This is a genomic window from Cyanobium sp. ATX 6A2 (assembly GCF_024346355.1).
Taxonomy (GTDB): Bacteria; Cyanobacteriota; Cyanobacteriia; order PCC-6307; family Cyanobiaceae; genus NIES-981.
On record NZ_JAGQCU010000004.1, the window covers coordinates 143,126 to 165,414 of the forward strand.

24 protein-coding genes and 1 pseudogene are annotated in these 22,289 nt (G+C 68.5%); 15 read left to right on the plus strand and 10 right to left on the minus strand.

The window, feature by feature from the left end:
* The first annotated feature begins 3 nt into the window (after positions 1-3).
* The 6 genes from KBY96_RS05870 to KBY96_RS05895 are packed head-to-tail and all read left to right on the plus strand — an operon-like array spanning position 4 to position 3,772.
* Complete coding sequence (locus tag KBY96_RS05870) at positions 4-1,578, plus strand: proton-conducting transporter membrane subunit (RefSeq protein ID WP_254978346.1); 1,575 nt, start codon at positions 4-6, stop codon at positions 1,576-1,578.
* Complete coding sequence (locus KBY96_RS05875; RefSeq protein WP_254978348.1) at positions 1,566-1,973, plus strand: Na+/H+ antiporter subunit E; 408 nt, start codon at positions 1,566-1,568, stop codon at positions 1,971-1,973. The genes KBY96_RS05870 and KBY96_RS05875 overlap by 13 nt, the downstream gene beginning before the upstream one ends.
* Positions 1,970-2,218 (plus strand): hypothetical protein, encoded by a 249-nt coding sequence (locus tag KBY96_RS05880; RefSeq protein WP_254978350.1) that lies wholly within the window; start codon positions 1,970-1,972, stop codon positions 2,216-2,218. Before KBY96_RS05875 ends, KBY96_RS05880 begins: the two co-directional genes overlap by 4 nt.
* On the plus strand, positions 2,215-2,535 hold the full coding sequence (locus tag KBY96_RS05885) for a monovalent cation/H(+) antiporter subunit G (protein WP_254978351.1): 321 nt from the start codon (positions 2,215-2,217) through the stop codon (positions 2,533-2,535). Before KBY96_RS05880 ends, KBY96_RS05885 begins: the two co-directional genes overlap by 4 nt.
* A gap of 8 nt (positions 2,536-2,543) precedes the next feature.
* Complete coding sequence (locus KBY96_RS05890) at positions 2,544-3,098, plus strand: hydrogenase subunit MbhD domain-containing protein (RefSeq protein WP_254978353.1); 555 nt, start codon at positions 2,544-2,546, stop codon at positions 3,096-3,098.
* On the plus strand, positions 3,095-3,772 hold the full coding sequence (locus KBY96_RS05895) for an MnhB domain-containing protein (RefSeq protein WP_254978355.1): 678 nt from the start codon (positions 3,095-3,097) through the stop codon (positions 3,770-3,772). Before KBY96_RS05890 ends, KBY96_RS05895 begins: the two co-directional genes overlap by 4 nt.
* 356 nt (positions 3,773-4,128) lie before the next feature.
* Here the strand turns inward: KBY96_RS05895 and KBY96_RS05900 are convergent, their stop codons facing one another.
* Positions 4,129-4,272, minus strand: coding sequence for a hypothetical protein (locus KBY96_RS05900; protein ID WP_254978358.1), 144 nt, complete (start codon positions 4,270-4,272; stop codon positions 4,129-4,131).
* Between the two features lie 78 nt (positions 4,273-4,350).
* On the opposite strand from KBY96_RS05900, the gene KBY96_RS05905 reads away from it, so the two are divergent.
* Positions 4,351-6,072, plus strand: coding sequence for a SulP family inorganic anion transporter (locus KBY96_RS05905; RefSeq protein ID WP_254978359.1), 1,722 nt, complete (start codon positions 4,351-4,353; stop codon positions 6,070-6,072).
* A 301-nt stretch (positions 6,073-6,373) separates the two neighbouring features.
* On the plus strand, positions 6,374-7,345 hold the full coding sequence (locus KBY96_RS05910) for a sigma-70 family RNA polymerase sigma factor (RefSeq protein ID WP_254978361.1): 972 nt from the start codon (positions 6,374-6,376) through the stop codon (positions 7,343-7,345).
* A gap of 15 nt (positions 7,346-7,360) precedes the next feature.
* Here KBY96_RS05910 and KBY96_RS05915 read toward each other — a convergent pair.
* The 5 genes and pseudogenes from KBY96_RS05915 to KBY96_RS05935 form a co-directional block, all read right to left on the minus strand.
* Positions 7,361-7,763: pseudogene (locus KBY96_RS05915) on the minus strand (fasciclin domain-containing protein).
* A gap of 14 nt (positions 7,764-7,777) precedes the next feature.
* Positions 7,778-9,082: a CO2 hydration protein gene (locus tag KBY96_RS05920; protein ID WP_254978363.1), complete on the minus strand. Its 1,305-nt coding sequence runs from the start codon at positions 9,080-9,082 to the stop codon at positions 7,778-7,780.
* Positions 9,082-10,605: an NADH-quinone oxidoreductase subunit M gene (locus KBY96_RS05925; RefSeq protein ID WP_254978365.1), complete on the minus strand. Its 1,524-nt coding sequence runs from the start codon at positions 10,603-10,605 to the stop codon at positions 9,082-9,084. Before KBY96_RS05925 ends, KBY96_RS05920 begins: the two co-directional genes overlap by 1 nt.
* An 11-nt stretch (positions 10,606-10,616) precedes the next feature.
* Positions 10,617-12,524 (minus strand): NAD(P)H-quinone oxidoreductase subunit F, encoded by a 1,908-nt coding sequence (locus KBY96_RS05930; RefSeq protein ID WP_254978366.1) that lies wholly within the window; start codon positions 12,522-12,524, stop codon positions 10,617-10,619.
* Positions 12,525-12,582: 58 nt separating this feature from the next.
* Entirely contained in the window at positions 12,583-13,275 is a 693-nt protein-coding gene (locus tag KBY96_RS05935; RefSeq protein WP_254978367.1) for an SDR family oxidoreductase, read from the minus strand.
* 84 nt (positions 13,276-13,359) lie between these two features.
* On the opposite strand from KBY96_RS05935, the gene KBY96_RS05940 reads away from it, so the two are divergent.
* Both KBY96_RS05940 and KBY96_RS05945 read left to right on the plus strand, forming a co-directional pair.
* Complete coding sequence (locus KBY96_RS05940) at positions 13,360-14,781, plus strand: Rieske 2Fe-2S domain-containing protein (RefSeq protein WP_254978368.1); 1,422 nt, start codon at positions 13,360-13,362, stop codon at positions 14,779-14,781.
* A gap of 79 nt (positions 14,782-14,860) precedes the next feature.
* Positions 14,861-15,184 (plus strand): hypothetical protein, encoded by a 324-nt coding sequence (locus tag KBY96_RS05945; protein WP_254978370.1) that lies wholly within the window; start codon positions 14,861-14,863, stop codon positions 15,182-15,184.
* On the opposite strand, the gene aroB is transcribed toward KBY96_RS05945, so the two are convergent.
* Positions 15,169-16,323, minus strand: coding sequence for a 3-dehydroquinate synthase (aroB, locus tag KBY96_RS05950; RefSeq protein WP_254978371.1), 1,155 nt, complete (start codon positions 16,321-16,323; stop codon positions 15,169-15,171). The genes KBY96_RS05945 and aroB overlap by 16 nt on opposite strands.
* Before the next feature lie 89 nt (positions 16,324-16,412).
* On the opposite strand from aroB, the gene KBY96_RS05955 reads away from it, so the two are divergent.
* Entirely contained in the window at positions 16,413-17,219 is an 807-nt protein-coding gene (locus KBY96_RS05955) for a prohibitin family protein (RefSeq protein WP_254978372.1), read from the plus strand.
* Between the two features lie 29 nt (positions 17,220-17,248).
* On the opposite strand, the gene KBY96_RS05960 is transcribed toward KBY96_RS05955, so the two are convergent.
* A complete protein-coding gene (locus KBY96_RS05960) occupies positions 17,249-17,392 on the minus strand; it encodes a hypothetical protein (protein WP_254978374.1) in 144 nt (47 codons plus the stop codon).
* 144 nt (positions 17,393-17,536) lie between these two features.
* On the opposite strand from KBY96_RS05960, the gene KBY96_RS05965 reads away from it, so the two are divergent.
* Entirely contained in the window at positions 17,537-18,883 is a 1,347-nt protein-coding gene (locus KBY96_RS05965) for a cation:proton antiporter (RefSeq protein WP_254978376.1), read from the plus strand.
* Positions 18,884-19,031: 148 nt separating this feature from the next.
* Positions 19,032-19,757 carry a GAF domain-containing protein gene (locus tag KBY96_RS05970; RefSeq protein WP_254978377.1) on the plus strand — a complete coding sequence of 242 codons (726 nt, stop codon included), beginning with the start codon at positions 19,032-19,034 and terminating at the stop codon, positions 19,755-19,757.
* Positions 19,758-19,881: 124 nt separating this feature from the next.
* Here the strand turns inward: KBY96_RS05970 and KBY96_RS05975 are convergent, their stop codons facing one another.
* Positions 19,882-20,274 (minus strand): transglycosylase SLT domain-containing protein, encoded by a 393-nt coding sequence (locus KBY96_RS05975; RefSeq protein WP_254978378.1) that lies wholly within the window; start codon positions 20,272-20,274, stop codon positions 19,882-19,884.
* A 189-nt stretch (positions 20,275-20,463) separates the two neighbouring features.
* On the opposite strand from KBY96_RS05975, the gene KBY96_RS05980 reads away from it, so the two are divergent.
* Positions 20,464-21,138 (plus strand): carbonic anhydrase, encoded by a 675-nt coding sequence (locus tag KBY96_RS05980; protein ID WP_254978379.1) that lies wholly within the window; start codon positions 20,464-20,466, stop codon positions 21,136-21,138.
* Between the two features lie 30 nt (positions 21,139-21,168).
* Here KBY96_RS05980 and KBY96_RS05985 read toward each other — a convergent pair whose 3' ends face one another.
* A complete protein-coding gene (locus KBY96_RS05985; protein ID WP_254978381.1) occupies positions 21,169-21,369 on the minus strand; it encodes a hypothetical protein in 201 nt (66 codons plus the stop codon).
* Between the two features lie 148 nt (positions 21,370-21,517).
* Between KBY96_RS05985 and KBY96_RS05990 the strand changes: the two genes are divergently transcribed.
* Positions 21,518-22,153: a hypothetical protein gene (locus KBY96_RS05990; protein WP_254978382.1), complete on the plus strand. Its 636-nt coding sequence runs from the start codon at positions 21,518-21,520 to the stop codon at positions 22,151-22,153.
* The last annotated feature ends 136 nt before the right edge of the window (positions 22,154-22,289 follow it).

Genomic DNA, 22,289 nt, shown 5'->3' on the forward strand with positions numbered 1-22,289 from the left:
CCGATGGCCGATCCCACGACGCTGGATGCCTGGTTGATCGCCTGGCTGCTGCTCCCCTTCCTGGCGGCCTTCAGCTCGGCTTTGCTGCCGCGGCTGGCCCGATCCCTCGCTCTGGTGTGTGTGCTCACCACCCTGGCCTGGGGCGTTTGGGCCAGCCTGCCCGGCCGGCAGGTGCTGTTCGAACTGATCGGCAGCCTCGGCGTTCAGCTGCAGCTCGATGGGGTTGCGGCACCGTTTCTGCTGCTCAACGCCCTGGTGGTGCTGGCGGTGCTCGTGGACAGCTGGCGGCAGCCGCCACCGGGTCCCTTCCTGCTGTTGCTGATGGTGCTGCTGGGGGGCCTCAACTCCTCCTTCCTGGCCACCGATCTGGTGAGCCTCTACGTGGCCCTGGAGGTGGTGGGAATCACCGCCTTCCTGCTCATCCTCCAGAGCCGTGAACCCCGCCAGCTCTGGATCGCCCTGCGCTACCTGCTTGTGGGCAATGGCGTGATGACGCTGTTCCTGATCGGCAGTGGCCTTCTCTATCTTTATACCGGCAGTTTCCGCCTGCAATCCCTGCAGGAGCTGCCCCCCGGCAGCACCACCCTGGCTGTGGGGCTGGCGCTGGTGATGCTGGGTCTGCTCACCAAGGCGGGCGTGTTCCTTAGCGGACTCTGGCTGCCCCAGACCCATGCCGAGGCCCCGGCCCAGGTTTCGGCGCTGCTCTCGGGGGTGGTTGTGGCCGGCGGAATCTGCCCCCTGCTGCGGCTGGCCCTGCTGCTCCCGGCCCAGCAACCGGTGTTCACCTGGGTTGGCCTGGCGAGTGTGCTCCTCGGCCTGGTGTATGCCCTCGGCGATGGTGATCTGAAGCGCCTTCTGGCCTGGAGCACCCTCTCCCAGATGGGCTTCGCCCTGCTCAATCCCGCCGCCGGAGGCCTGTTCGTGCTCGGCCACGGCGTAGCCAAGGGTGCCCTCTTTCTGGCCGCTGGCAAGGTGCCCAGCCGCGACCTGTCCCTCTGGGGCCAACAGCCCCTCGCTCCGGCCCTGGGCCTGACCGTGCTGGTGGGAGCCCTCTCGATCGCCGGAGCGCCGCCGCTGCTCGGCTATTACTCCAAGGCCACCCTCGAGACCCTGCCGCTCACCGGCATTCCCGGGCTGCCGGTGCACCTGCTGGGTTGGCTCCTGCCGCTGCTGATGGTGGGCACGGCGGCGGTCTATGCACGCATCTGCTGGCTGCCCCTGGGAGCCGGCTGGCAGGTGCCGGCGCCCGGGGGGCTGCTGCTCGCCCTGGTGCTCGTGCTGGTGGGCCTGCTGGCGCCCCTCCTCCCCGGTGGTTCGCCCTTCCCCAGTACGGCGGCGCTCGGGAAGGGCCTGGGGGTGCTCGCCGCCGGCGCCGCTGTGGAGGCCCTGCGCCGCGGGCTGCGCAGGCCGGTGACGGCCCTTGGCTTCCGCCATCGCCTGAGGCTGCCCAACCTGGAGAGCCTGATCGACCTGCTCGGAGCCCTGGCCGTGGTGGGGGCGGGGTTGCAGCTGCTGCTGCTTCGCCTGCAGCCCGTGAGCACCGATCTGCTGCTGGTGGAGGCGCTATGTCTCGCCTGATCGTGATCGCCCTGCGGATGCTGATCTGGCTGCTGCTCAGCGCCGATCCGGAGCTGCTCAATGTGGCCATCGGTCTGGCGGTATCCCTGGCACTGCCGCTGCCGCGGCGTGTGCGGGCTCTCTCCCCCGGTCAGTTCTGGCGAGCCCTCGGCGACAGTGTCACCGCCCTGCCCCAGGCCTACAGCCAGGCCGCCCGGCTGCTCCTGCACCGCCGGCTGGAGGAGAGCGTCGTGCACGATGAGCCGGCCCGGGTCGGCGGCCGTGCCTCCAGCGTGCTGGTGTTCCTGGACGTGTTCCGCATCACCCTCACCCCCTTCACCATTGCCCTGGGGCTGGAGGGCGGCGGCCGCCGCTACCGGGTACACGAGCTGGTTTTCGAGGAGAAGGAGCGATGACCCTGCTGGTGTTCGGCATGGTGCTGGCTTTGCTGCTGCCGATCCTGGTGGTGTGCCGCCGCACCGACGTGTGGCACCGCCTGGCCGCCTTCGCCAGCGTGTCCACCAAGGTGGCGATGGTGATGCTGGTGGTGTCGGTGGTGCGCGACGACTGGATGGTGGGCCTGGTGGGCGTGATCGTGCTCAGCGTCGGCAACGGCGCCGTGATGCTGCTCGCCAACCTGCTGCAGGGGGTGGAGGGATGAGTGGCGAGCTGCTGGCCGATGCCCCTGGGGTGCTGGCGGCCCTGGCCCAGGGCGCCAGTGCGGTGCTGCTGGGGCTGGGGCTGCTGTTCTGGTTTGCCGGCAGCTGGCCCCTGCTGGGCCGGGCCAGCTACCTCACCAAGCTGCACTACCTGGGCATCTCCGACACCCTCGGCTCGGCGCTGATGTTGCTGGGGCTGCTGCTGCGCTTCCAGCGCGAATGGCCGCTGCTGGTGCTGGCGCTGCTGTCGCTGGTGGTGTGGAACACAATCTTCGGCTACGTGCTGGCGGCCTGCTCCCAGCCCCGCCGCCGCCCCTGAACCCCTCCATGACCCTCGGCACCGACCTGCCCCTGCTGCTGCCGCTCACGGCCCTGCTGCCGCTTACGGCGATCCTGGTGGTGGTGCAGAGCAACCCCTATCAGACCCTGGTGCTGCGCGGCATCCTCGGTGCCGTGGCGGCGCTGATCTACGCCCTGCTGGGGGCGGCCGACGTGGCCCTCACCGAGGCCCTGGTGGGCACGCTGCTCTCCACCACCCTCTACGCCGTGGCCCTGCGCTCCTCGATGGTGCTGCGGCTGGCGCGGCCGGTGGGCGCTCAGCCCCTGCCGGCGAATCTGCGCCAGCAGCTGGAGGCCTGGCTGGATCCGCTCAGCCTGCGGCTGGAGCTGGTGGAGCAAGCCCAGGCCGTCGACCTCCACGGCCTGCTCGAATGGCAGCCGGAAACCGCCGTGCTGCGGGTGCGGCTGCACAGCCCCAGCCTGCTGCAACGTCTCGCCGCCCTGCCTCGGGCTGGCGGCTGGGGGGATCTGAGTGCGGCGCTGCGGCTGCTGCCGGCCGGCGCCGATCCTGATCTCGCCGCGTCCCTCGAGCTCGACCGATGATCGCCGGCGTGCTGAGGCTGGTCTACGGCCCGGCGGCCGTGCTGCTCTGCCTGATTCCCCTGGCGGTGGCCCTGCCGCCGCCGCCGGATGTCGCCGCCACGGTGACGGAGCTGCTGGAGGCGGGTCGGGTGCCCAACCTGGTGGCCACGGTGATCCTCTACACCCGCCTCTACGACACGGTGGGCGAGGTGGTGGTGTTCACCCTGGCCTCGATCGGCGTGCGCTGGATCTTCAGCGGCGATTCCCTCCAGCGCCGCATCCGTGTCCTGACGGACGCGCCCTCGGTGGTGCTCTGCCAGCTGGGGGCCACCGTGTGTGCGCTGGTGGCGGTGGAGCTGGCCCTGCGCGGCCACCTCTCGCCAGGCGGCGGCTTCGCTGCGGGGGTGGCCGGCGGCACTGCCATCGGGCTGCTGCTGATCAGCGGCTCGCTGCGGCTGGTGGACCGCTTCTACACCCGCTACCGCGCTGATCTCTGGGAGAAGGGGGCCGTGGTGGTGTTCCTGCTGCTGGCCTTTCTCAGTCTGGAGGGGCTGGGGCCGGCCATGGGAGGCCGCTTCGGGGCGATCGCCAGCGGCGGCTGGATCCCGTTGCTGAATGTGCTGGTGGCCCTCAAGGTGACGCTGGGGTCGTGGGCGATGGTGCAGCTGCTGGTGCGTTACAGGGGTCTGCTCTGATCGAATCCCCCATCACCAGATGGGGGAAGACACTCCTAGACACTCCTATCAGTGAGGATTTGCTGGCGTCCACATCATCGGATAGTCGCACGCCTGAAATGGCGCCAGAGCAGTCGCGAAGCTTGTAAACGCGACTACATTGTGTTGTTAATGGAGAAGCGAATTCGATGGTCTTGCCATCGGTTTGCATTGGCTTTGCGGCTGGAAGTTCTATTTTTGGCCTGAGTTCCTGATGCTTCGTCTCTAGGCCCTGTGGGCGCGTCAGTGGCCAGTGCCGTCGCCAGAGGATTTGGTGGCTCGGCACGATCAGCGGCCCTGATCATGCCTCCGCCCCGCAGGCAGCGGCTGCCCCTGCCTCAGGGGTTGCAGCGAGGGCACTGCCGCAGTTCGTTCTCGAACGTGCGTGCCAGCTGTGCTTCGGGGGAGTGACGGGCCATCTGGCTCAGCACCAGCAGGCTGCGCAGGCCCAGCCAAACCAGGGCAAGCAGGATCCGGCCCACAGGGCACCGGGCCTGGCGAGCTCGACCCAGTTGTTTGATCACGCGGCTAAGGTTCGCCGCCCACCTTCGCCTGTAGCGATGACCACATCATCGGCGCCCCCGCGGCGCCCGGGTCTGCGGGTGCTGAACCACATCAGCACCAGGAACATCAAGGGAGATCTGTTCGGCGGGGTCACCGCCGCGGTGATCGCCCTGCCCATGGCCCTGGCCTTCGGGGTGGCCGCCTTCGGTGGAGCTGAGGGTGGTGCCGCAGCCGGCCTCTGGGGTGCGGTGCTGGTGGGTCTGTTCGCCGCCCTGTTCGGGGGCACGCCCGCCCTGATCTCGGAGCCCACCGGTCCGATGACGGTGGTGATGACCGCGGTGGTGGCGGATCTCAGCTCCCGCGATCCGCAGAACGGCCTGGCCATGGCCTTCACGGTGGTGATGCTGGCCGGGGTGTTTCAGATCCTCTTCGGGCTGCTGAAGCTGGGCCGCTATGTGACCCAGATGCCCTACACGGTGATCTCGGGCTTCATGAGCGGCATCGGCATCATCCTGATCGTGCTGCAGATCGGCCCGTTTCTGGGCCAGGCGATCCCCAGAGGCGGGGTGCTCGGCACCCTCTCCAGCCTCCCGGCCCTGGTGCAGAACGTCCAGCTCGACGAGGTGGTGCTGGCGGTGATCACCTTGGCGGTTCTCTGGTTCACCCCTCGCCGGGTGCGAACCGTTGTTCCGGCTCAGCTGATCGCCCTGGTGCTCGGCACCCTGCTCTCTTTTTCCTTACTCCAGGGCGACGCAGACGGCCTGCGCCGCATCGGCGTGATCGCCTCAGGGTTTCCAGAGCTGCAGATCCCCCACTTCCAGCTGCCCCAGCTGCAACTGATGCTGGTTGATGCGGCGGTGCTGGGGATGCTGGGCTGCATCGACGCCCTGCTCACCTCGGTGATCGCCGACAGCATCACCCGCACCGAGCACAACTCCAACAAGGAGCTCATCGGTCAGGGCCTGGGCAATCTGGTGTCGGGCCTGTTCGGTGGCCTGCCCGGCGCCGGAGCCACCATGGGCACAGTGGTGAACATCCAGAGCGGCGGCCGCAGCGCCCTCTCCGGTATCTCCCGCGCCCTGGTGCTGATGCTGGTGATTCTCGCCGGGGCACGGCTGGCGGGTGAGATCCCCCTGGCCGTGCTGGCCGGCATCGCCCTGAAGGTGGGTGTTGACATCATCGACTGGGGTTTTCTCAGACGCGCCCACCGGATCTCGATCAAGGGTGCCCTGATCATGTATCTGGTGATTGCTCTCACCGTGCTGGTTGACCTGATCGCGGCCGTGGGCATCGGTGTGTTCATCGCCAACATCCTCACCATCGACAAGATGGGCGAACTGCAGGCCAAGTCGGTGAAATCGGTGAGCACCGGTGATGGTGACCTCGATATTCCCGCTGATGACAAAGCCCTGCTCGACCAGGGCAAGGGCCAGGTGCTGCTGTTTCAGCTCAATGGTGCCATGTTGTTCGGTGTGGCCAAGGCGATCGGCCGCGAACACAATGCCGTCGGCGACTGCAAGGCGGTGATCTTTGATCTCTCCGAAGTGTCCCACCTCGGCGTCACTGCCTCTCTGGCGGTGGAGAACGCCGTGGAGGAAGCGATTGAAAAGGGCCGGCTGGTGTATGTGGTGGGGGCCACCGGCACCACCAAGCGACGCCTGCAAAATCTCGGTCTTTATGAGAAGCTGCCGGATGACCACACCAGCATCAGCCGCCATGAGGCCCTGCAGCGGGCCGTCACGGAGATTGCGGCATCGGCCGATGGATCCGCTGTCTGATTCTGTTTCCCACCTGGTTTGTCAATCGGATCATTGGCGGGATCATTGACGGGATCATCGGTAGCAAGGCCCCGGCAAGAGTCGGGGTTTTCCTATGGCAGAAGCGCCTGTCGATGGTGCTGGACAAGTCGTTCATCCACATCCGGTGATTGCGCATCAAGAGCCATCTACAGGGAGATGTCTTGAAAACGATCAGCGTCACTGATCGCTGCGATTCAGACTGCTTCTATGGGGCTGAGATTCCGCCAGTCCTGTAGAAAAGGTCTGTAACGTCTGCCGAACTCACCCAATCCCTCCGCCGATGCCTGCGCCACAGAAGCGCCCCCCGGGCGGCTGCGACGCACTCAGCCTGCACATGCGTGCCATCGGCCGCATCCCCCTGCTCACTGCCGAGGAGGAGATCAGTCTGGCCCGGCTGGTGCAGATGGGCCGTCAGCTCGAGGAGGTGGCCGATGAGATGAAACTCCGCGCCGGCGGGACTCCTCCCAGCAGCGAGGCCTGGGCCCTCGAAGCCGGCCTGGAGCCAGGGCACCTGCGCCGCTGTCTGCGGCAGGCTACGCAGGCCCGCAGCCGCATGGTCACGGCAAACCTGCGCCTGGTGGTGAGCATGGCGCGCCGTTCCATGCATCGCCCCGCAGACCTGGAAGACCTCATTCAGGAGGGCACCATCGGGCTGATCCGCGCTGTGGAACGCTTCGACCCCAGCCGCGGTTACCGCTTCTCCACCTATGCCGTGTGGTGGATCCGCGACGGCATCGGCAGGTCGCTGGTGGCCCGGGGCCGTTCCATCCGCCTGCCGGCCTCGATGGTGCAGCAGCTGCATCGGCTGCGGGAAGCCCAGCAGCGTCTGGGCCATGAGCTGGGCAGGGATCCCGGCATCGCTGAACTGGCTGCCGCCACGGATCTCAAACCGCTCGATATCCGCGAGGTGCTGTTCCGGGCTCAGGAGCCCCTCAGTCTCGACGGGTATCCAGGCAGCGATGCCAACCTGCCTCTGCTCGACACCCTGGCCTGCCAGGCCAGCCGCCCCGAGGAGCGGGTCACCGCCGTTCTGCTCCGCCAGGACATCGACCAGCTGCTGGACGAACTGCCACCCCTGGAAGCCGAGCTGCTGCGACTGCGCTACGGCCTTCCGTCGTCTGAACCTCTGAGCCTGTGCGCCGTGGCGCGGCGGATGGGGATCAGCCGCGACAGCGCCCGGGGGCTGGAACGCAGAGCCAACGCCTCGATCCGACAGCTTTCGACCCGCGTTGCCGATTACCTGGAGGCCTGAACCGCAGAGCTGGACCTAACCGGGCAGGATCACCCGGTTGATCACGTGCACCATGCCGTTGTCGCAGGCGATGTCGGCGGTGACCACGGTGGCGTTCTTCACCTCGAACGGGGCGGCACGGCGGATCGGGATCGGTGCCCCCTCCAGGCTGGGCCACTCCGGCTGGGCCACCAGAGCCGCCTGGGGGTGGGCGCCGGCGATCACGTGGTATTTCCAGGATCCGCGCCAGCTGGGGCGGGTTGTCCACCAGCGTCTGCACGGTGCCCGGTGGGAGGGCGGCAAAGGCGTCATCCACCGGTGCCAGCACGGTGAACGGCCCCGGTCCCTCCAGGGCGCCGCGCAGCACGGCGGCGTCGACCGCCGCCAGCAGGGTGGTGAAGCAGCCGGCGCCGGCGGCGGTGTCGAGAATTGTGGCCATGGCTGGGTGAGCGGTCAGCGGTAGTCCTGGTTCTGCACGGCGTCGATGCAGGCCTCGGGTCTCAGAAAGCGATCCATCTGGGCCTCGAAGAAGTGCCGATTGGCCAGCAGGTGGTGAGGGTCGGGATCGTCGAGCGGATAGAACAGCGCCGCCCGCAGGGCCTGGATCACCGCCGAGGTGACGTTGACCATCGAGCGCTGGAAGGTGATGCCCAGCTGCACCAGCTGGTCGGCCTCGCCGCGCTTGTGCTGGCGGTAGAGATCCTGCAGGTAGGGGGGCAGGAAATGCAACATGTCCTGCATCAGCAGGGTGGGCGGAATCCCCGCTGAGCCCACTGGAAACACATCGGCGTAGAGGATGCCGTAGTGAAAGTCGGCCTGCTTGGCCGGCACCTGGCCGGCCTGGGCGTTGTAGCTCTTGGTGCCGCGGAAGGGGGAGGTGCGGTAGAACACGGCCTCCACATAGGGCAGGGCGGCCTCATAGAGCCAGGTGAAACCTTCGCCCTTGGGGATGATCTCGAACAGCTCACCGCGAATGACCACGTGGTGGTAGATCGGCCGGCCCGCCACTGCGAAGATGCCGTTCACCAGAAACTCCATCGCCTCGGGCACGGAACTGAGCCTGCCCTCGTCGTAGAGGTCGCTCATCTCGAAGAACACCGGCGCCATCACCTCCCAGAAGAGGCCCAGGTTGCTGCAGAAGCTGAGCTGCTTCACCTTCTCAAGAAACAGATCCGGGAACAGGCGATGCAGGCCCAGCATCAGCGGATTCCCGCGGAAGTAGGCCCGGATTGCCCGGTCGGCGTTGGTTCGGTAGGCGTCGCTGTCGAGGTAGTCGTTGAAGCGGCCGCCCATGCCCTGGTGCCAGAACATGGCCTGCATGCAGGCCTCGGCGAACTCCATGTTGATGCGGTCGTGCCAGAGGTGATGGAGCAGCTTCGGCAGGCGGCTGGTTTCGCCCCGCTCCATGAACGCCAGCAATTCCGGATGGGCCTTCTCACCACCGCGCCAGATGCGCAGCTGCGATTGATCACCGGCATAGCTGTTGGGCCGATCGAGATACTCCTGGGGGAGGAAGTATTTGAAGGCCGGCAGCGGCTCGAGGAACACCCGCTCGGCGATGTAGAGCAGATCGCGCCAGTAGAAATCCATCGGCACGGCATAGGCCTTGTAGATGCCGATGATCTGCTGGAGGTTCTCCGGTGTGTCGGGCAGCATCGAACCCCCCGCCTCCAGCCGGTGGATCACCTCGGCGTAGCGGTGGGTGGAGGGGGGAATCAGGGGCGCCTGGGTGCGCTCCGAGGCGGCGGTGGTGGACATCAGGCGAGCGGCGGGAGAGAGGGGGCAGGCGCCACCACGGCCACCAGCGCTGCGGGAGCGGCCGGCCGGAGGGCGAGGGCGGCGGTGTCGCGCTCACTCCAGCCGGTGAGGCTGGTGGGCCAGATGCCGCTGAGCAGCACCAGCAGGCTGAGCACCAGGGCCGGCAGGCGCTCCCCCCAGCCGGTGGCCTGCCAGTCGGCACGGCCGTTGTCGAGGCGGCCGAAGCCCACCCGGTTGAACAGGCGCACGGCATACACCGCCGTGAAGCCCGAGGCCACCAGGCACACCAGGGTGGTGCGGGGGAACACGGTCCAGCTGCCCTCGAACACCAGCAGCTCGGCCGGGAAGCCGGCCAGGCCGGGGATGCCGGCGGCGGCCATCAGGGCCAGGAGCAGCAGGGCGGCGGTGAAGGGCAGGCCGCGGATCGGGTTGAGCAGGCCGGAGAGCTCGGCGATGGCGGTGGTGCCGGTCTTGCGTTCGATCAGGCCCACGCAGGCGAACAGCAGGGCCACGATCAGGCCGTGGGCGATCACCTGGGCCACCGCCCCCTGCAGGCTCATCGGCGTGGCGGCTGCCAGGGCCAGCACCAGCAGGCCCATGTGCCCGAGGGAGCTGTAGGCCATCAGCCGGCGGATGTCGGTGGCGGCGATGGCGTTGAGCGCGCCGTACACCGCACTCACGGCCCCGGCGGCGGCGATCCAGGGCGACCAGGCCGCCCAGACATCCGGCAGCAGGCCCACGCCGAAGCGCAGCAGGCCGTAGGCCCCCAGCTTCGACACCGCACCGCCCAGCAGCATCACCACCGGGGTGGGTGCCTGGCCGTAGGTGAAGGGCTGCCAGCCGTGCAGGGGCACAACCGGCAGCTTGAGCCCGAAGGCGAGCAGCAGCAGGGCCAGCACCCAGGCCTGGGCGGCGGCGGGCAGGGGATGGGCCGCCAGGGCGGCATAGCTGAACTCCACCCCGGCCCCAGGCCCTGCGCCTGCAGGCCCCTGGCCCAGCCAGCCGAAGGCCAGCACCGCCCCCAGCAGGCTCAGCCCCGACACCGCCCCGTAAAGCAGGAAACGGATCGCGGCCCCGGCCCGGCGCTCGCGGCCCCAGATCGCCACCAGCAGGGTGGTGGGGATCAGCACCAGCTCGAAGGCCAGCACGAACAGCAAGGCGTTGCGGGCCAGAAACGCCCCCACCACCCCCAGGTTGGTGGCCAGCAGCAGGGGGTAGTAGAGCCGCGGCCGCAGCTGATCGAGCGGCGAGGCCAGCACCGCCATGGCGGTGAGCAGGGCGGTGAGCAGCACCAGGGGCAGGGACAGTCCATCGAGGCCCAGCTCCAGGTCAAGCCCCAGCCGCGGCAGCCAGCTGAGGCTGAGATCGGCGGGTGGGCGCCTCCAGGCCACCAGCCCCACCACCAGCTGGGCGAGGGCGGTGAGGGCGGCCAGTCCCCGACCCAGCTGCGGGCGGTCGGCCGGCAGCACGGTGAGCATCAGGCCCGCCGAGAGGGGAATCAGCAGCAACAGCAGCAACGTCATGGCGGGACTCCTCAGGGCAGACCAGGCAGGGCAAGCGGGAATTCACCGGCGATCAGCCAGGCCGCCATCAGCAGAATCCCCAGCACCAGGGTGAGGGCATAGGCCTGGGAGCGGCCCGAGGTGGTGAAGCTCAGCCGGCGCGCTCCGGCCAGGGCGGTTGCCCCGGTGCCGCCGCTGAAGGCATCCACCAGGCGCCTGTCGATCCAGGAGCCGGCGCGGGCCAGGGCCAGCACCAGGGCCACCACGGTGCGTTGGTAGAAGCGCTCGGTCTGCATGTCCTCAGCCAGCCAGTGCTGCAGGCCCCCCAGGGAGGCTGGCAGCTCGGCCAGACCGTGCGGCCGCAGGTAGAAGAGTGCCGAGAGGCCTCCACCCACCAGGGTGGAGGCCAGCAGCGGCCAGGCCAGGGGGCCCCAGCCCGGCAGGGGCGCGAGGGCGAACACGCCATTGCCCACCAGCAGCTGGGGCAGGTGCAGCACCAGCCCCATCAGCACCGTGGTGGGCAGCACCATCAGCCAGAGCACCTCGGCCGAGCGGGTGGTGAAGGGGGTGGGCCGGCCACCCCAGATCTGGCCGAACACCCGGATCAGGCCAGCGCTGATCAGGGCGTTGGCCAGCAGCACCACCCCGCCGAGCAGCAGCGGATGGCCGCTGCGGGCGGTGAGGGCCAGCAGCTCCCGCAGGGCGGCAAAGCCGGTGAACGGCGGCAGGCCCATCAGGCTCACGGCGCCGGCCAGGAACGCCAGGCCCATCAGCGGGCGGCGGCTCCAGAGGCCGCCCAGCTGGGTGAGGTCCTGGGTGATGTTGCTGATCACCACCGTGCCCACGCTCATCAGCATCAGGGCCATCGGCAGCGGATACACCAGCAGCAGGTGATCGGCGGCGGCCCTGCCGCCCAGCCCCACCGCCACGAACAGCAGTCCCAGCCAGCTGCTCACCAGAAAGCTGAGGGCCCGTTTCACGTCGATCTGGGCCAGGGCGATCAGGGAGGCCACCACCGCCGTGGAGCCGCCCACCAACACCAGCACGCTCTGCACGAAGGGGCTCAGCTCCAGCAGCGGCTCCAGCCGCAGCAGCACCCAGGCCCCGCCGATCACCACCACCGAGTTGCGCAGGATCGTGGAGGGCAGGGGGCTTTCCATCGCCTCATCGAGCCAGAGGTGCAGCGGGATCTGGGCGCACTTGCCCATCGGTCCGGCGATCAGGGCCAGCAGGATCAGGGTGAAGCCCGGCGGCAGCGGCTGGCCGTTGTTGCTGAGATCAGCCGCCCAGGCCTGCAGGCCGTTGAAGTTCCAGGTGCCGGTCACGGGCAGCAGGGCGATCAGGCCGGCCAGCAGGATCAGGTCGCCCACCCGCTTGGTGAGGAAGGCGTCGCGGGCCCCCTTCACCACCAGGGGCTGATTGGTCCAGGTGCCCACGATCAGGTAGGTGCCCACGGTGAGCAGCTCCAGGAGCACATAGCTGAAGAACAGCGAGTCGGTGAGCACCAGGGCGCAGAGGCCGGCCTCGAACACGCTCAGCGAGCCGAAGAAGCGCGGCCAGCCCCAGTCCATCTCCAGGTAGCCGAAGGCATAGATCTGCACCAGCAGGTGCAGCCCTGTGATCACGGCCATGGCGATCAGGGCCGGTTCGGTCACCAGGCCGTCGAAGCCGATGCGCAGGCCGGCGGAGTCCAGCCAGGTCCAGCTGAAGCTCACCGGCCGGTAGAGGGCCTCCGCCCCGGCGCGGGCGTTGGTGTGCAGGGCGGTGAGGGCCACCAGGCTGTGGCCGAAGGCCACGGCCACCATCAGCATGTTGAGGTAGCCGCAGGGCCGGGGACCGGTGCGGGAGATCAGGCCGGGCGACCAGGCCAGCGAGGCGACGGCCGCCAGCAGCGGATAGAGGGGAATCAGCCAGGCCGCCTGGAGCGCAGCGACGGTCATCGGCAGAGAGCGGGAGCGGGCACGGGAGAAAGGGGGCCGGACGGCGGGCTGACCGTAGTCAGGCGGGGGTGCCGCTGGGTTCGGCCAGCCAGGCGGCAAGGCTGCGCGAGGGCTGCTCGGCGCTGCTGGTGATCTCGATGATCCGGCCCACCGCAGCCGGATCGGCCAGGGCCTCCACGCACACCCGGGCCACCAGCCGGCGGGGGATGCTGGAGCTGTCCTGCTGGTCGGGGCCGCTGAACACCACCCCCTCGCGCTCCTGGCCGGGCTCCAGCCCCTCCTCCCGTTCGCTCAGACCGCCGGGGCGGACCACGGTCCAGTCGAGGCCGCTCTGCTCCAGCCAGCGCTCGCCCACCCGCTTCCACACCAGGATCAGGCCGAACAGGTTGAGGGGATGGATCCAGCGGCCGGCGCACAGGGAGCTCACCAGCACCACGCGCTTCAGGCCCACCGCCCGGCAAGCCTCGATCTGGCTGCGCACGCCGAAGGCATCCACCTGCAGGGGTCCGGTGAGATCCACCGACGGGCGGGCACCGGTGGCGATCACCAGGACGTCGCAGCCGTTCAGTGCCTCCTGCAGGGCCTCGCTGCGGCCCAGCTCCAGGCGGATCACCTCGGCCCCCGCCAGCCCTTCCGGCAACTCGGATCCGGGCCGCACCAGGGCGCGCACCGTGTGGCCCTGGCGCAGGGCCTCCTGCACCACCCGCCAGCCGGTCTTGCCGCTGGCGCCGCTCACCGCAATCGTGGTCATCCGCCGTCAGCGTCGCAAGCGCTGAACCTACCCACGATGCCGGGCCTGCTGGCGCGCCATCATCCGGCCAGGCACCCCCAGCACATGGCCCTCCCCAGCGCGGCTCCCTCCAGCCCAGCACCGGCCACCCCGGCCCCCGCCGGCGCGCCCCAGCTCGAAGACGAGCGCTGGCGGCAGCACTGGCAGCAGCAGTGGTATGCGGTGGGCTGTGTGAAGGATCTCGATCCCCGCCGCCCCTTTGCCTTCACCCTGCTGGATCACGACCTGGTGATCTGGTGGGACGCCGCCGCCGGACAGTGGCGGGCCTTTGCCGACGTGTGCCCCCACCGCCTGGTGCCCCTCAGCGAGGGCCGCCTCAACGCCAGCGGCGAGCTGGAGTGCCCGTATCACGGCTGGAGTTTTGATGGCGAGGGCCGCTGCACCGCCATCCCCCAGGCCCCGGAGGCGGTGGCCGCCACGGCCTGTGCCAGCGGCCGCTCCCGCTGCCGCGCCTACGCCACCGCCACGGCCCAGGGCCTGCTGTTCGTGTTCGCCGGTGACGCCGCCGGCGCCGGCCAGGTGCCGCTGCCGCTGGTGCCGCTGCTGGAGGAACCCGGCTGGCTGGTGCAGGACACCTTCCGCGACCTGCCCATGGATGCCCTCACCCTGCTGGAGAACGTGCTCGATGTGAGCCACGTGCCCTTCACCCACCACCGCACCGTGGGCCGCCGCGACAATGCCGCCCCGGTGGAGGCCGAGATCACCGGCTCCGGGCCCGGGGGCTTCACCGCCGCCTGGGCGGAGGGACCGCGCCGCGGGAAGCTCGGCAGCCAGTTCACCACCTTCATGGCGCCGGGCCTGATGTGGCACGACCTCGACGCCAAGGGTTTCGCCCGCTTTCTCACGGTGGTCTACGCCACCCCCACCCACCGCGGCAGCTGCCGGCTGATCGCCCGCTTTCCCTTCCAGTTCCGCTCGCGCCTGCCGCGGCTTCTGCTTGGGCTGACGCCGCGCTGGCTGCAGCACATCGGCAACCACACGGTGCTGGAGGACGACCAGGTGTTCCTGCATTGGCAGGAGCGGGTGCTGGCCGAGCGCGGCGGCAGCGACAGCCTCAGCCGCGCCTGTTTTCTGCCCACCCGCGCCGATGTGTATGTGAAGGCGCTGCACGACTGGATCGTGGGTCACGGCGGCGAACCCTTCCCAGGCCAGCCCCTGCCACCCCGCCAGGGCCGGGTGGCGCTGATGGATCGCTGGGAGGCCCACACGCGCCACTGCCGCAGTTGTGCCGCCGCCCATGCCCGCATCCGTCGCTGGCGGCCGCTGCTGCAGGCGCTGCTGGTGCTGGTGCCCCTGCTGCTGCTGGTGGCGGTATGGATCGGAGGGCTGGCGCCCTCCACCGCCCTCGTGGGATCGGGCCTGGCGGCGGCGGTGCTGCTGGCGGCGCTGGAGCGCCAGCTGGGCCTCTGGCAGCGGGGCCTGGAGCGGGGCAGCGGCGCACCGCCTCGCAATGCGCTCAGGGCTTGATTGGGTGCTTTGCACCCTTGGCAATGCCTGCCGGCGTGTCTAGCTGTGGACCAGGAGGACGATCGCTGGGGGCACGGCCATGGCCGACGAGTGCAGAGGCGGCGGTGATGAGCTGGTGACACCCCATGCCGCGCCGATCGTGGATGGGGCGGGACGGCTCAGCTACGTGGGCGATGACGGCCGCCGCTACGTGGTGGGTCTGCCGCCGGAGGTGGATGAGCTCGGCCTGGAGCGGGTGATGGCCAGCCTCAGCCGTGGCGGGCCCCTGTTCGATCAGATCCTGGCCCTCTGCCACCGCTGGATCGGCTCGGTGAACAGCCCCGATCTGGAGGCGCGCGCGGCGCTGGCCCTGCTGCTCACCACCCTGGAGACGGCTCTGGAGGACCGCTACGGAGAGGTCTGATCGGGGTTTGATTCAGGTGAGATCTGAGCGCTGAGGGCGGCGAGGATGCGCTCGCTGTCCACGTCGTCGCGGATCTCCACCGCACCGATGCGGGTGGGCAGCACGAAGCGCACCCGGCCGTCCTTCACCTTCTTGTCGGCCTGCAGGCAGCGCAGCACCGCCGCCGGATCGAGGCTGGGCCAGCGCTGCGGCAGGCCGGCGGCGGCGATCAGGGCCTTCTGGCGCCGCTGCTCCTCGGCGCTCCACAACCGCTTGGCCAGGGCGATCTCACCGGCGGCCACCATGCCGATGGCCACGGCCTCCCCGTGCAGCCAGGTGCCGTAGCCGCAGAGGGTCTCCACCACGTGGCCGAGGGTGTGGCCGTAGTTGAGGATCGCCCGCAGGCCGCCCTCGCGCTCGTCGGCCGCCACCACCCGGGCCTTGGCGGCGGCGGAGCGCTCCAGCAGCGTCTGCAGCAGTGCCGGCCCCACGGCCGCCATCGAGCCGATGTCGCCGGCGGCCTCCAACTCGGCGAACAGGGCGGCGTCGCCGATCACGCCGTACTTGATCACCTCGGCCATGCCGGCGCGGAACTCCCGCTCCGGCAGGGTGGCCAGGGTGGTGGGATCGATCAGCACCAGCCGTGGCTGGTGGAAGGCGCCGATCAGGTTCTTGCCGCCGGGATGGTTCACGCCGGTCTTGCCGCCGATGGCGGCATCCACCATCGCCAGCAGGGTGGTGGGCACCTGCACCACGGCGATGCCGCGCAGCCAGGTGGCGGCGGCAAAGCCGGCCATGTCTCCCACCACGCCGCCGCCCAGGGCCACGATCAGTGAGCCGCGCTCGAGCCGGTGCTCGAAGGCGGCATCGTGGATGCGCGCCACGGTGGCGAGGGTTTTGCGGTCTTCACCGGCCTCCACCACCAGTTCGCTGGCCTCGAAGCCCGCCTGCCGCAGGCTCTCCAGGGCGATGGTGCCGTAGTGCTGATGCACCAGCGGGTTGGTCACCACCAACACCTTGGTTCCCTCCCTGAAGCCCCGATCGCCGATCTGCTCGCCGAGCCGGGCCAGGCAGCCGGCGCCGATCACCACCGGATAGGGATCGGCGCTGAGCTGCACGCGGATGGTGCGCGGGCTGCACTCGGCTGGTGCGGCGGTCATGGGGCCAGGCGGTGGTGGGCTGAGGCTAGGGCTCACCGCGCTGCCTTCTCATCAGCAGCCCTAAGGTCTGGCATTGCACCGGGCTTCGTATGCAGTCGCCACTTCGCTCCGCCAGCCCTGATGGACCGGGTACGGGTCTCAGCCTGATCCTGGGGGTGGTGCTGGGGCTGGTGATCCTGCTGAGCCAGACGATCTTCATCGTGCCCGCCGGCAATGTGGCGGTGGTCACCACCCTCGGCAAGGTCACCGGCGTGCCGCGCAGCCCGGGCGCGAATTTCAAGCTGCCGCTGGTGCAGAACATCTCCTCCTTCGATGTGCGCACCCAGGTGCGGCCCGAACAGTTCTCCACCCTCACCAAGGATCTGCAGGTGATCCAGGCCACGGCCACGGTGAAGTATGCGATGAAGCCCAACGAGGCTGGCCGCATCTACGAAACCATCGCCACTGACAACCAGCAGATCTACCCACGGGTGATCCAGCCGTCGCTGCTCAAGGCACTGAAATCCGTGTTTTCCCAGTATGAGCTGGTGACCATCGCCACCGAGTGGAACAGCATCTCTGAGATTGTGCAGGAGAAGGTGGCTGAAGAGTTGCGCAAGTTTGATTATGTGAATGTGCAGGGCCTTGACCTCACCGGCCTGCAGATCGCCGAGGAATACCGGGCGGCGATCGAGCAGAAGCAGATCGCCGAGCAGCAGCTGCTGCGGGCCCAGACGGAAGTGCGGATCGCCGAGCAGGAGGCCAAGCGCTACCAGACGCTCAATTCCAGCCTCGACGACCTGGTGCTGTACAAGCTCTTCCTCGACAAGTGGGACGGGCAGACCTCCGTGGTGCCGGCTCTTCCCGGCACCGCCACCGGTGCTGCCAGCCCTGTGATCGTGAACGCCCGGCGCTGAGCCCCTGCGCAGCTCCAGGCAGGGTGGAGTCAGGGCAGGGTGAAGCCCGACTGCAGGTGCTCGACGTCGAGCATCACCCAGGTGATCCACACCACCAGGGCGACGCCACCGGAGATGGCGGCGAAGCGGGCGACAAACCGGCCCGCCATCTCGAGAACGCTGATCTCCTTCACCGGCAGGTCCCTGGTTGCGGTCCCACGCTATCGGCTCGCAACGTGCCCGCTCTCCTGCTGGTGATCCCGATCCCGATTCACTGATCCCGGTCCCGATCGCTGGGGAGCAATGAAAGGATTCCCCACCGCCCCGGCCGTCTTGTCATGGATCTGCCAACCCTGTTGCTCGCCACCGGCGGGCACGAGATCGAAGCGGCCGAAACCCTGATCCAGGCGGGCAGGTTCGTGGTGATCCTGTTCGCCGCCCGGGCCCTGGCCGAGCTGATGGTGCGCCTGGGCCTGCCGGCCATCCTCGGGGAGCTGGTGGCGGGGGTGCTGATCGGCGTGTCCGGTCTGCATCTGATTCTGGCGCCGGAGCTGGCGGGGGAGCTCAACGCCGTGGCCCAGGGCACGATCGCTTCCCTGGCCCACGTGGGCCCCGACAAGGTGCAGGAGATCTATGACCACAGCTTTGCCAACCTCCAGGCGGTGGGCAAGATCGGCCTCTTCGCCCTGCTGTTTCTCACCGGCCTGGAGAGCGAACTGGAGGAACTGATGGCGGTGGGGGTGCAGGCAATCACGGTGGCCCTCACCGGGGTGTTGCTCCCCTTCGCCCTGGGCACCTTCGGCCTGCATGTCCTGTTTGCCGTGCCGCTGCTGCCGGCGATCTTTGCCGGTGCGGCGATGACCGCCACCAGCATCGGCATCACGGCCAGCGTGCTGGGCGAGCTGAAATTCCTGCGCACCCGGGACGGGCAGACGGTGATCGGTGCGGCGGTGCTCGATGACATCCTCGGCATCGTGATCCTGGCTGTGGTGGTGGCGCTGGCGGGGGGCGGAGGCTTTGCGCTTGCTCCGGTGCTGAAGCTGGTTGCGGCGGCGGCGGTGTTCGTGGTGGTGGCCCTGTTCCTGAGCCGCACAGCAGCCCCCGCCTTCGACTGGCTGCTCGATCGCCTGCGGGCTCCCGGCGAGGTGGTGGTGGCGGCCTTCCTGGTGCTGTCGCTGGCCTGTTTCACGGCCCAGGCGTTCGGCCTCGAGGCCGCCCTCGGAGCGTTTGCCGGTGGCCTGATCCTGAGTTCCTCCCGGCACCGGCACGAGATCGAGGAGGCGGTGAAGCCCCTGGTGGTGTTGTTCGCCACGGTGTTCTTCGTGCTGATCGGCAGCGGCCTCAACCTGGCTGTTCTCAATCCCTTCGATGCCGCCAACCACGAGGGTCTGGTGATGGCCGGTTTCCTGCTCGTGGCGGCCGTGGTCAGCAAGGTGGCGGCTGGCTGGAGCTACCTGAGCAAGGAGCCCACCAACCGGCTGGCGGTGGGACTGGGGATGCTGCCCCGCGGCGAGGTGGGGCTGATCTTCCTCGGCCTGGGCACCCAGACCGGGGTGCTGGGACCCTCGCTGGAGGCGGCGATTCTGCTGATGGTGATGGGCACCACCTTCCTGGCGCCGGTGCTGTTGCGCCTGGTGCTGGCCAAACCGGGAGCCAGCGGTGATCTTGTGGAGGTGGCCCCCTGAGGCCCCCCGTTGACATGGAACGCCCTCAGGATGGTGCGGATTGCGCGAGAGCAGCGTGAGCGCTGCCACCTGACGGCATGAGGAGATGTGAACCGCGATCCGGCTCCCGAAGGGCCGTTCCTACGTTTGAAGAGGTGATCAGGCCTCTATGCGCGCGAATGTGGCTCCCCGGGAAGGTGCCCGCCTGGAGGCTCTGAGGAATTACCGCATCCTTGATACGGGCTGCGAGCAGTCGTACGACGACATCACCATTCTGGCGGCTCACCTGTGTGACGTGCCGATTGCCCTGATCAGCCTGGTGGATGTTGATCGTCAGTGGTTCAAATCAAAAGTCGGCCTCGAGGTCAGCGAAACGAGCCGTGATGTGTCCTTCTGCGCCCACGCGATTCTTGATGAGCAGATCCTTGTGGTGAATGATGCCCGCACGGATGACCGCTTCTGTGACAACCCCCTCGTTCGCGGTGACCCTCAGATCGTGTTCTACGCAGGTGTGCCGCTCTGCACCCCGGAAAGCGCAAGGATCGGCACACTCTGTGTGATTGATCATCAGCCCCGTCGCCTCAGCGAGGTGCAGATCCGGTCTCTCGAAGCACTGGCCCGTCAGGTTGTGCTGCAGCTGGAGCTGAAACGGGTTTCCGATCAGCTTGCTGGAGCGCTTGAGCGCATCAACGTGATGGAGGAGCTGATCCCGATCTGCTCCTACTGCAAGGGCATCCGCAACGATCAGGGATATTGGCAGAGCGTTGAGGCCTTCATCAAGAGCCATGACAACGTGGAATTCTCCCATGGTGTCTGCAATACCTGCATGGAGAAATACTTCCCGGAAGTGGTTCCCTCCACAGAGGAACCATCAGGAGAAGGAGATCAGCACTGATGGTGGAGAACACCACCTTTCCCTTCATGCCGGCGTAAGTCGTTCAGCAGACGCAGCAGGCCCTGGTGGCCACGCCTCAACCCCGAGACGATCAGACCGCACCGATCGCTGATCAGCTCGCCGCTCAGGGTTCGACGCCCCAGGGTGTCCAGCCTGCTTCCCGGAACAGGCGATAGGCCACGGTGGAGTTGACCACGGGATCGAGCAGTTCCTCGGGATTCTCGATGCCCATGGAGGCGATCAGCCGCCGGTTGGCGGTGTAGTGAATCTGAAACAGGCCGATGCAGTCGCCGCCGCAGCCGCGGGCGGTGGGCGTGAGGCCGCTCTCCAGATAGGCCACGCGGATGGCGTTGACCATGTGCTCGCCGGGCCACACCTCGCGGATGGCGGCGAGGGCATCGGCCTGCGGGGTTTCGTTGGCCATCGCCTGCGGCGAGGGCCAGAATCCCACCAGGCTCAGGGTTGCCAGCAGGGCGATGGCGGCCGGGCGGGCAGAGCGCGGAACGAAGCAGCGCATCGCCGCAACATCAGAACAGGCCGGAAACGTAACGGCCCCAGACCGCTGCAGCAACCGGCACGGTTCAGCGGATTCACCCGGTGTGCCTCAGGTGTCATTGCCCACACGGTGTTCGTCTTGAACACCTGTTGGCCTCGGGAGGTGCCAGACCCGTGCTGTCCAGAGCGTCACCCGTGGTTTCCATCCTCCATGGCCCAACCCGGCGCTCCCCCTGAACCAGACCATCCCCTCGATCCAGGGTCATCGCCGCTGGCCCGGCCGGCCGCCGTGCTGCGCTGGCTTCAGCAGGGCCACGAACGCTTCCTGGAGGGCCACTCCCTGCACCCCCACAGCACCCGTGAACGCATGCGGGCCGTGGTGGAGGGGCAGCACCCGCTGGCGGCGGTGCTCGGCTGTGCCGATTCGCGGGTGCCGGTGGAGCTGCTGTTCGACTCCGGGTTCGGCGACCTGTTTGTGGTGCGCAACGCCGGCACGATGAGCACCACCGCGGCGATCGCCTCGCTCGAGTATGCGGTGGGCCATCTGGATGTGCCGCTGATCTGCGTGCTCGGCCATGAGGCCTGCGGCGCCGTGTCGGCGGCCCTGCATCCCGAACTGCTGCTCACTCCGAGCCTGTCCCAGGTGGTGGGCCAGCTGCGCATGGAGCTGCTGCAGTACGGCAACCACCTGTCGCTGGAGGACTCCTGCCGGCGCCACACCCTCAGCGCCGCCGGCAATCTGGTGCATTCCAGCGTGCTGCTCACCGATCGGGTGCGCGCCGGGCAGCTGGCGGTGGTGGCCGGCTACTACGACCTGCACAGTTCCGCGATCGACTGGATGGGCCATGTGGAGGCGATCCGCTATCCCGGCCCGGCCGAACGCTGAGCGGCTCCTCGACTCAGTTCAGGACTGTCTTCAGTGCAGGAAGCCGAGGTCCTCGAACTGGGGCACCAGCCAGGCAGGAATGCCGTCGTAGTCCCATTGCCAGACGTCGCCAGGGCCGAGGTAAACGGCCTGCCCGGCCAGGTAGGCCTGGGCCAGGGTGCCCAGATCGAGTTTCTGCAGGGCATCCTCCCGGTGCATCCTGCGGGCGCGCTTGGCGGCGTTGCCTGTCATGGCGTGTCCCGCAGGGCAGCGGCCGTGTTGAAGCACCAGCCTAAGGAGCACGATCGCCGCGGCTGCCAGCTCCAGCCGCACCTAGAACGCGGAGGGAGGAACGCGGGCAGGAGGAGCGTTGGCGTTGATGGTTGGACCCATTCCCGCAATGTTGAGACGGCTGGCCTGCGCCTGTGGGGCAGCCACCCTGGCCCTGGCGCCGGCTGTGGCCGCCCCGGCTCCGAATGGCACCTGGCTGTCGCAGCCCCAGATCTGGTTCTATGCCACCAACGGCGCGATGTCCGGGGTGATGGCCCAGATCCGCGCCGAGGGCTACCGGGTGGTGTTTCTCGACGTCCGCAACGTGGCCGACGCCGTGCAGCGGGAGGTGGCGGCGGAGGCCCGCAGCCAGGGGTTGAGTCCGGTGGTCTGGGTGCAGTCGCCCCAGTACCGGAGGATGGGGATCGCCGACCTGGTGCATGAAGCCCGCCATGGCGATGGCATCCAGGTGGATGACCACTTCTTCGCCAACTACAGCATGGCGGCGTTCTACCGGCTGCGGCATGTGTACAACAAGCCGATCTACTGCAGCATTCAGCCGTTCCAGGCGGCCCTGGTGCCCCAGGTGGGCTGCAATCAGCTGGATGTGCAGTGCTACACAGCCCAGACGTTCCAGAGCTGCCTGAAGCTGGCCGACCGGCTCGGGGCGGTGGTGAGCCTGTCCACCCAGAACACCCTGGGCCATCGGCCGGGCCTGGGCCCCCGCCTGTTCAACACCTTCCTCTGGCCGGACAGAACTCCCTGAAGCCCTGAACTCTCAAAGCCCGGCAGCGAGCATCGGCAGTCTGCTGGTTTGGGCGTGGCATGGCCGGCGGCGGCGTGCTTCGCCATGCAGCAGGAGGGCCGCGTCAGAACTTGCGCAGCTCCCGGCGCACCTTGCC

Coding starts and splice junctions, on each gene's coding strand:
- KBY96_RS05975 (WP_254978378.1), bottom strand. CDS start 20,274: ATGCGCTGCTTCGTTCCGCGCTCTGCCCGCCCGGCCGCCATCGCCCTG.
- aroB (WP_254978371.1), bottom strand. CDS start 16,323: ATGACCGCCGCACCAGCCGAGTGCAGCCCGCGCACCATCCGCGTGCAG.
- KBY96_RS05870 (WP_254978346.1), top strand. CDS start 4: ATGGCCGATCCCACGACGCTGGATGCCTGGTTGATCGCCTGGCTGCTG.
- KBY96_RS05970 (WP_254978377.1), top strand. CDS start 19,032: ATGCGCGCGAATGTGGCTCCCCGGGAAGGTGCCCGCCTGGAGGCTCTG.
- KBY96_RS05990 (WP_254978382.1), top strand. CDS start 21,518: ATGTTGAGACGGCTGGCCTGCGCCTGTGGGGCAGCCACCCTGGCCCTG.
- KBY96_RS05980 (WP_254978379.1), top strand. CDS start 20,464: ATGGCCCAACCCGGCGCTCCCCCTGAACCAGACCATCCCCTCGATCCA.
- KBY96_RS05955 (WP_254978372.1), top strand. CDS start 16,413: ATGCAGTCGCCACTTCGCTCCGCCAGCCCTGATGGACCGGGTACGGGT.
- KBY96_RS05895 (WP_254978355.1), top strand. CDS start 3,095: ATGATCGCCGGCGTGCTGAGGCTGGTCTACGGCCCGGCGGCCGTGCTG.
- KBY96_RS05930 (WP_254978366.1), bottom strand. CDS start 12,524: ATGACCGTCGCTGCGCTCCAGGCGGCCTGGCTGATTCCCCTCTATCCG.
- KBY96_RS05965 (WP_254978376.1), top strand. CDS start 17,537: ATGGATCTGCCAACCCTGTTGCTCGCCACCGGCGGGCACGAGATCGAA.
- KBY96_RS05885 (WP_254978351.1), top strand. CDS start 2,215: ATGAGTGGCGAGCTGCTGGCCGATGCCCCTGGGGTGCTGGCGGCCCTG.
- KBY96_RS05985 (WP_254978381.1), bottom strand. CDS start 21,369: ATGACAGGCAACGCCGCCAAGCGCGCCCGCAGGATGCACCGGGAGGAT.
- KBY96_RS05890 (WP_254978353.1), top strand. CDS start 2,544: ATGACCCTCGGCACCGACCTGCCCCTGCTGCTGCCGCTCACGGCCCTG.
- KBY96_RS05920 (WP_254978363.1), bottom strand. CDS start 9,082: ATGTCCACCACCGCCGCCTCGGAGCGCACCCAGGCGCCCCTGATTCCC.
- KBY96_RS05910 (WP_254978361.1), top strand. CDS start 6,374: ATGCCTGCGCCACAGAAGCGCCCCCCGGGCGGCTGCGACGCACTCAGC.
- KBY96_RS05940 (WP_254978368.1), top strand. CDS start 13,360: ATGGCCCTCCCCAGCGCGGCTCCCTCCAGCCCAGCACCGGCCACCCCG.
- KBY96_RS05925 (WP_254978365.1), bottom strand. CDS start 10,605: ATGACGTTGCTGCTGTTGCTGCTGATTCCCCTCTCGGCGGGCCTGATG.
- KBY96_RS05875 (WP_254978348.1), top strand. CDS start 1,566: ATGTCTCGCCTGATCGTGATCGCCCTGCGGATGCTGATCTGGCTGCTG.
- KBY96_RS05880 (WP_254978350.1), top strand. CDS start 1,970: ATGACCCTGCTGGTGTTCGGCATGGTGCTGGCTTTGCTGCTGCCGATC.
- KBY96_RS05935 (WP_254978367.1), bottom strand. CDS start 13,275: ATGACCACGATTGCGGTGAGCGGCGCCAGCGGCAAGACCGGCTGGCGG.
- KBY96_RS05905 (WP_254978359.1), top strand. CDS start 4,351: ATGACCACATCATCGGCGCCCCCGCGGCGCCCGGGTCTGCGGGTGCTG.
- KBY96_RS05945 (WP_254978370.1), top strand. CDS start 14,861: ATGGCCGACGAGTGCAGAGGCGGCGGTGATGAGCTGGTGACACCCCAT.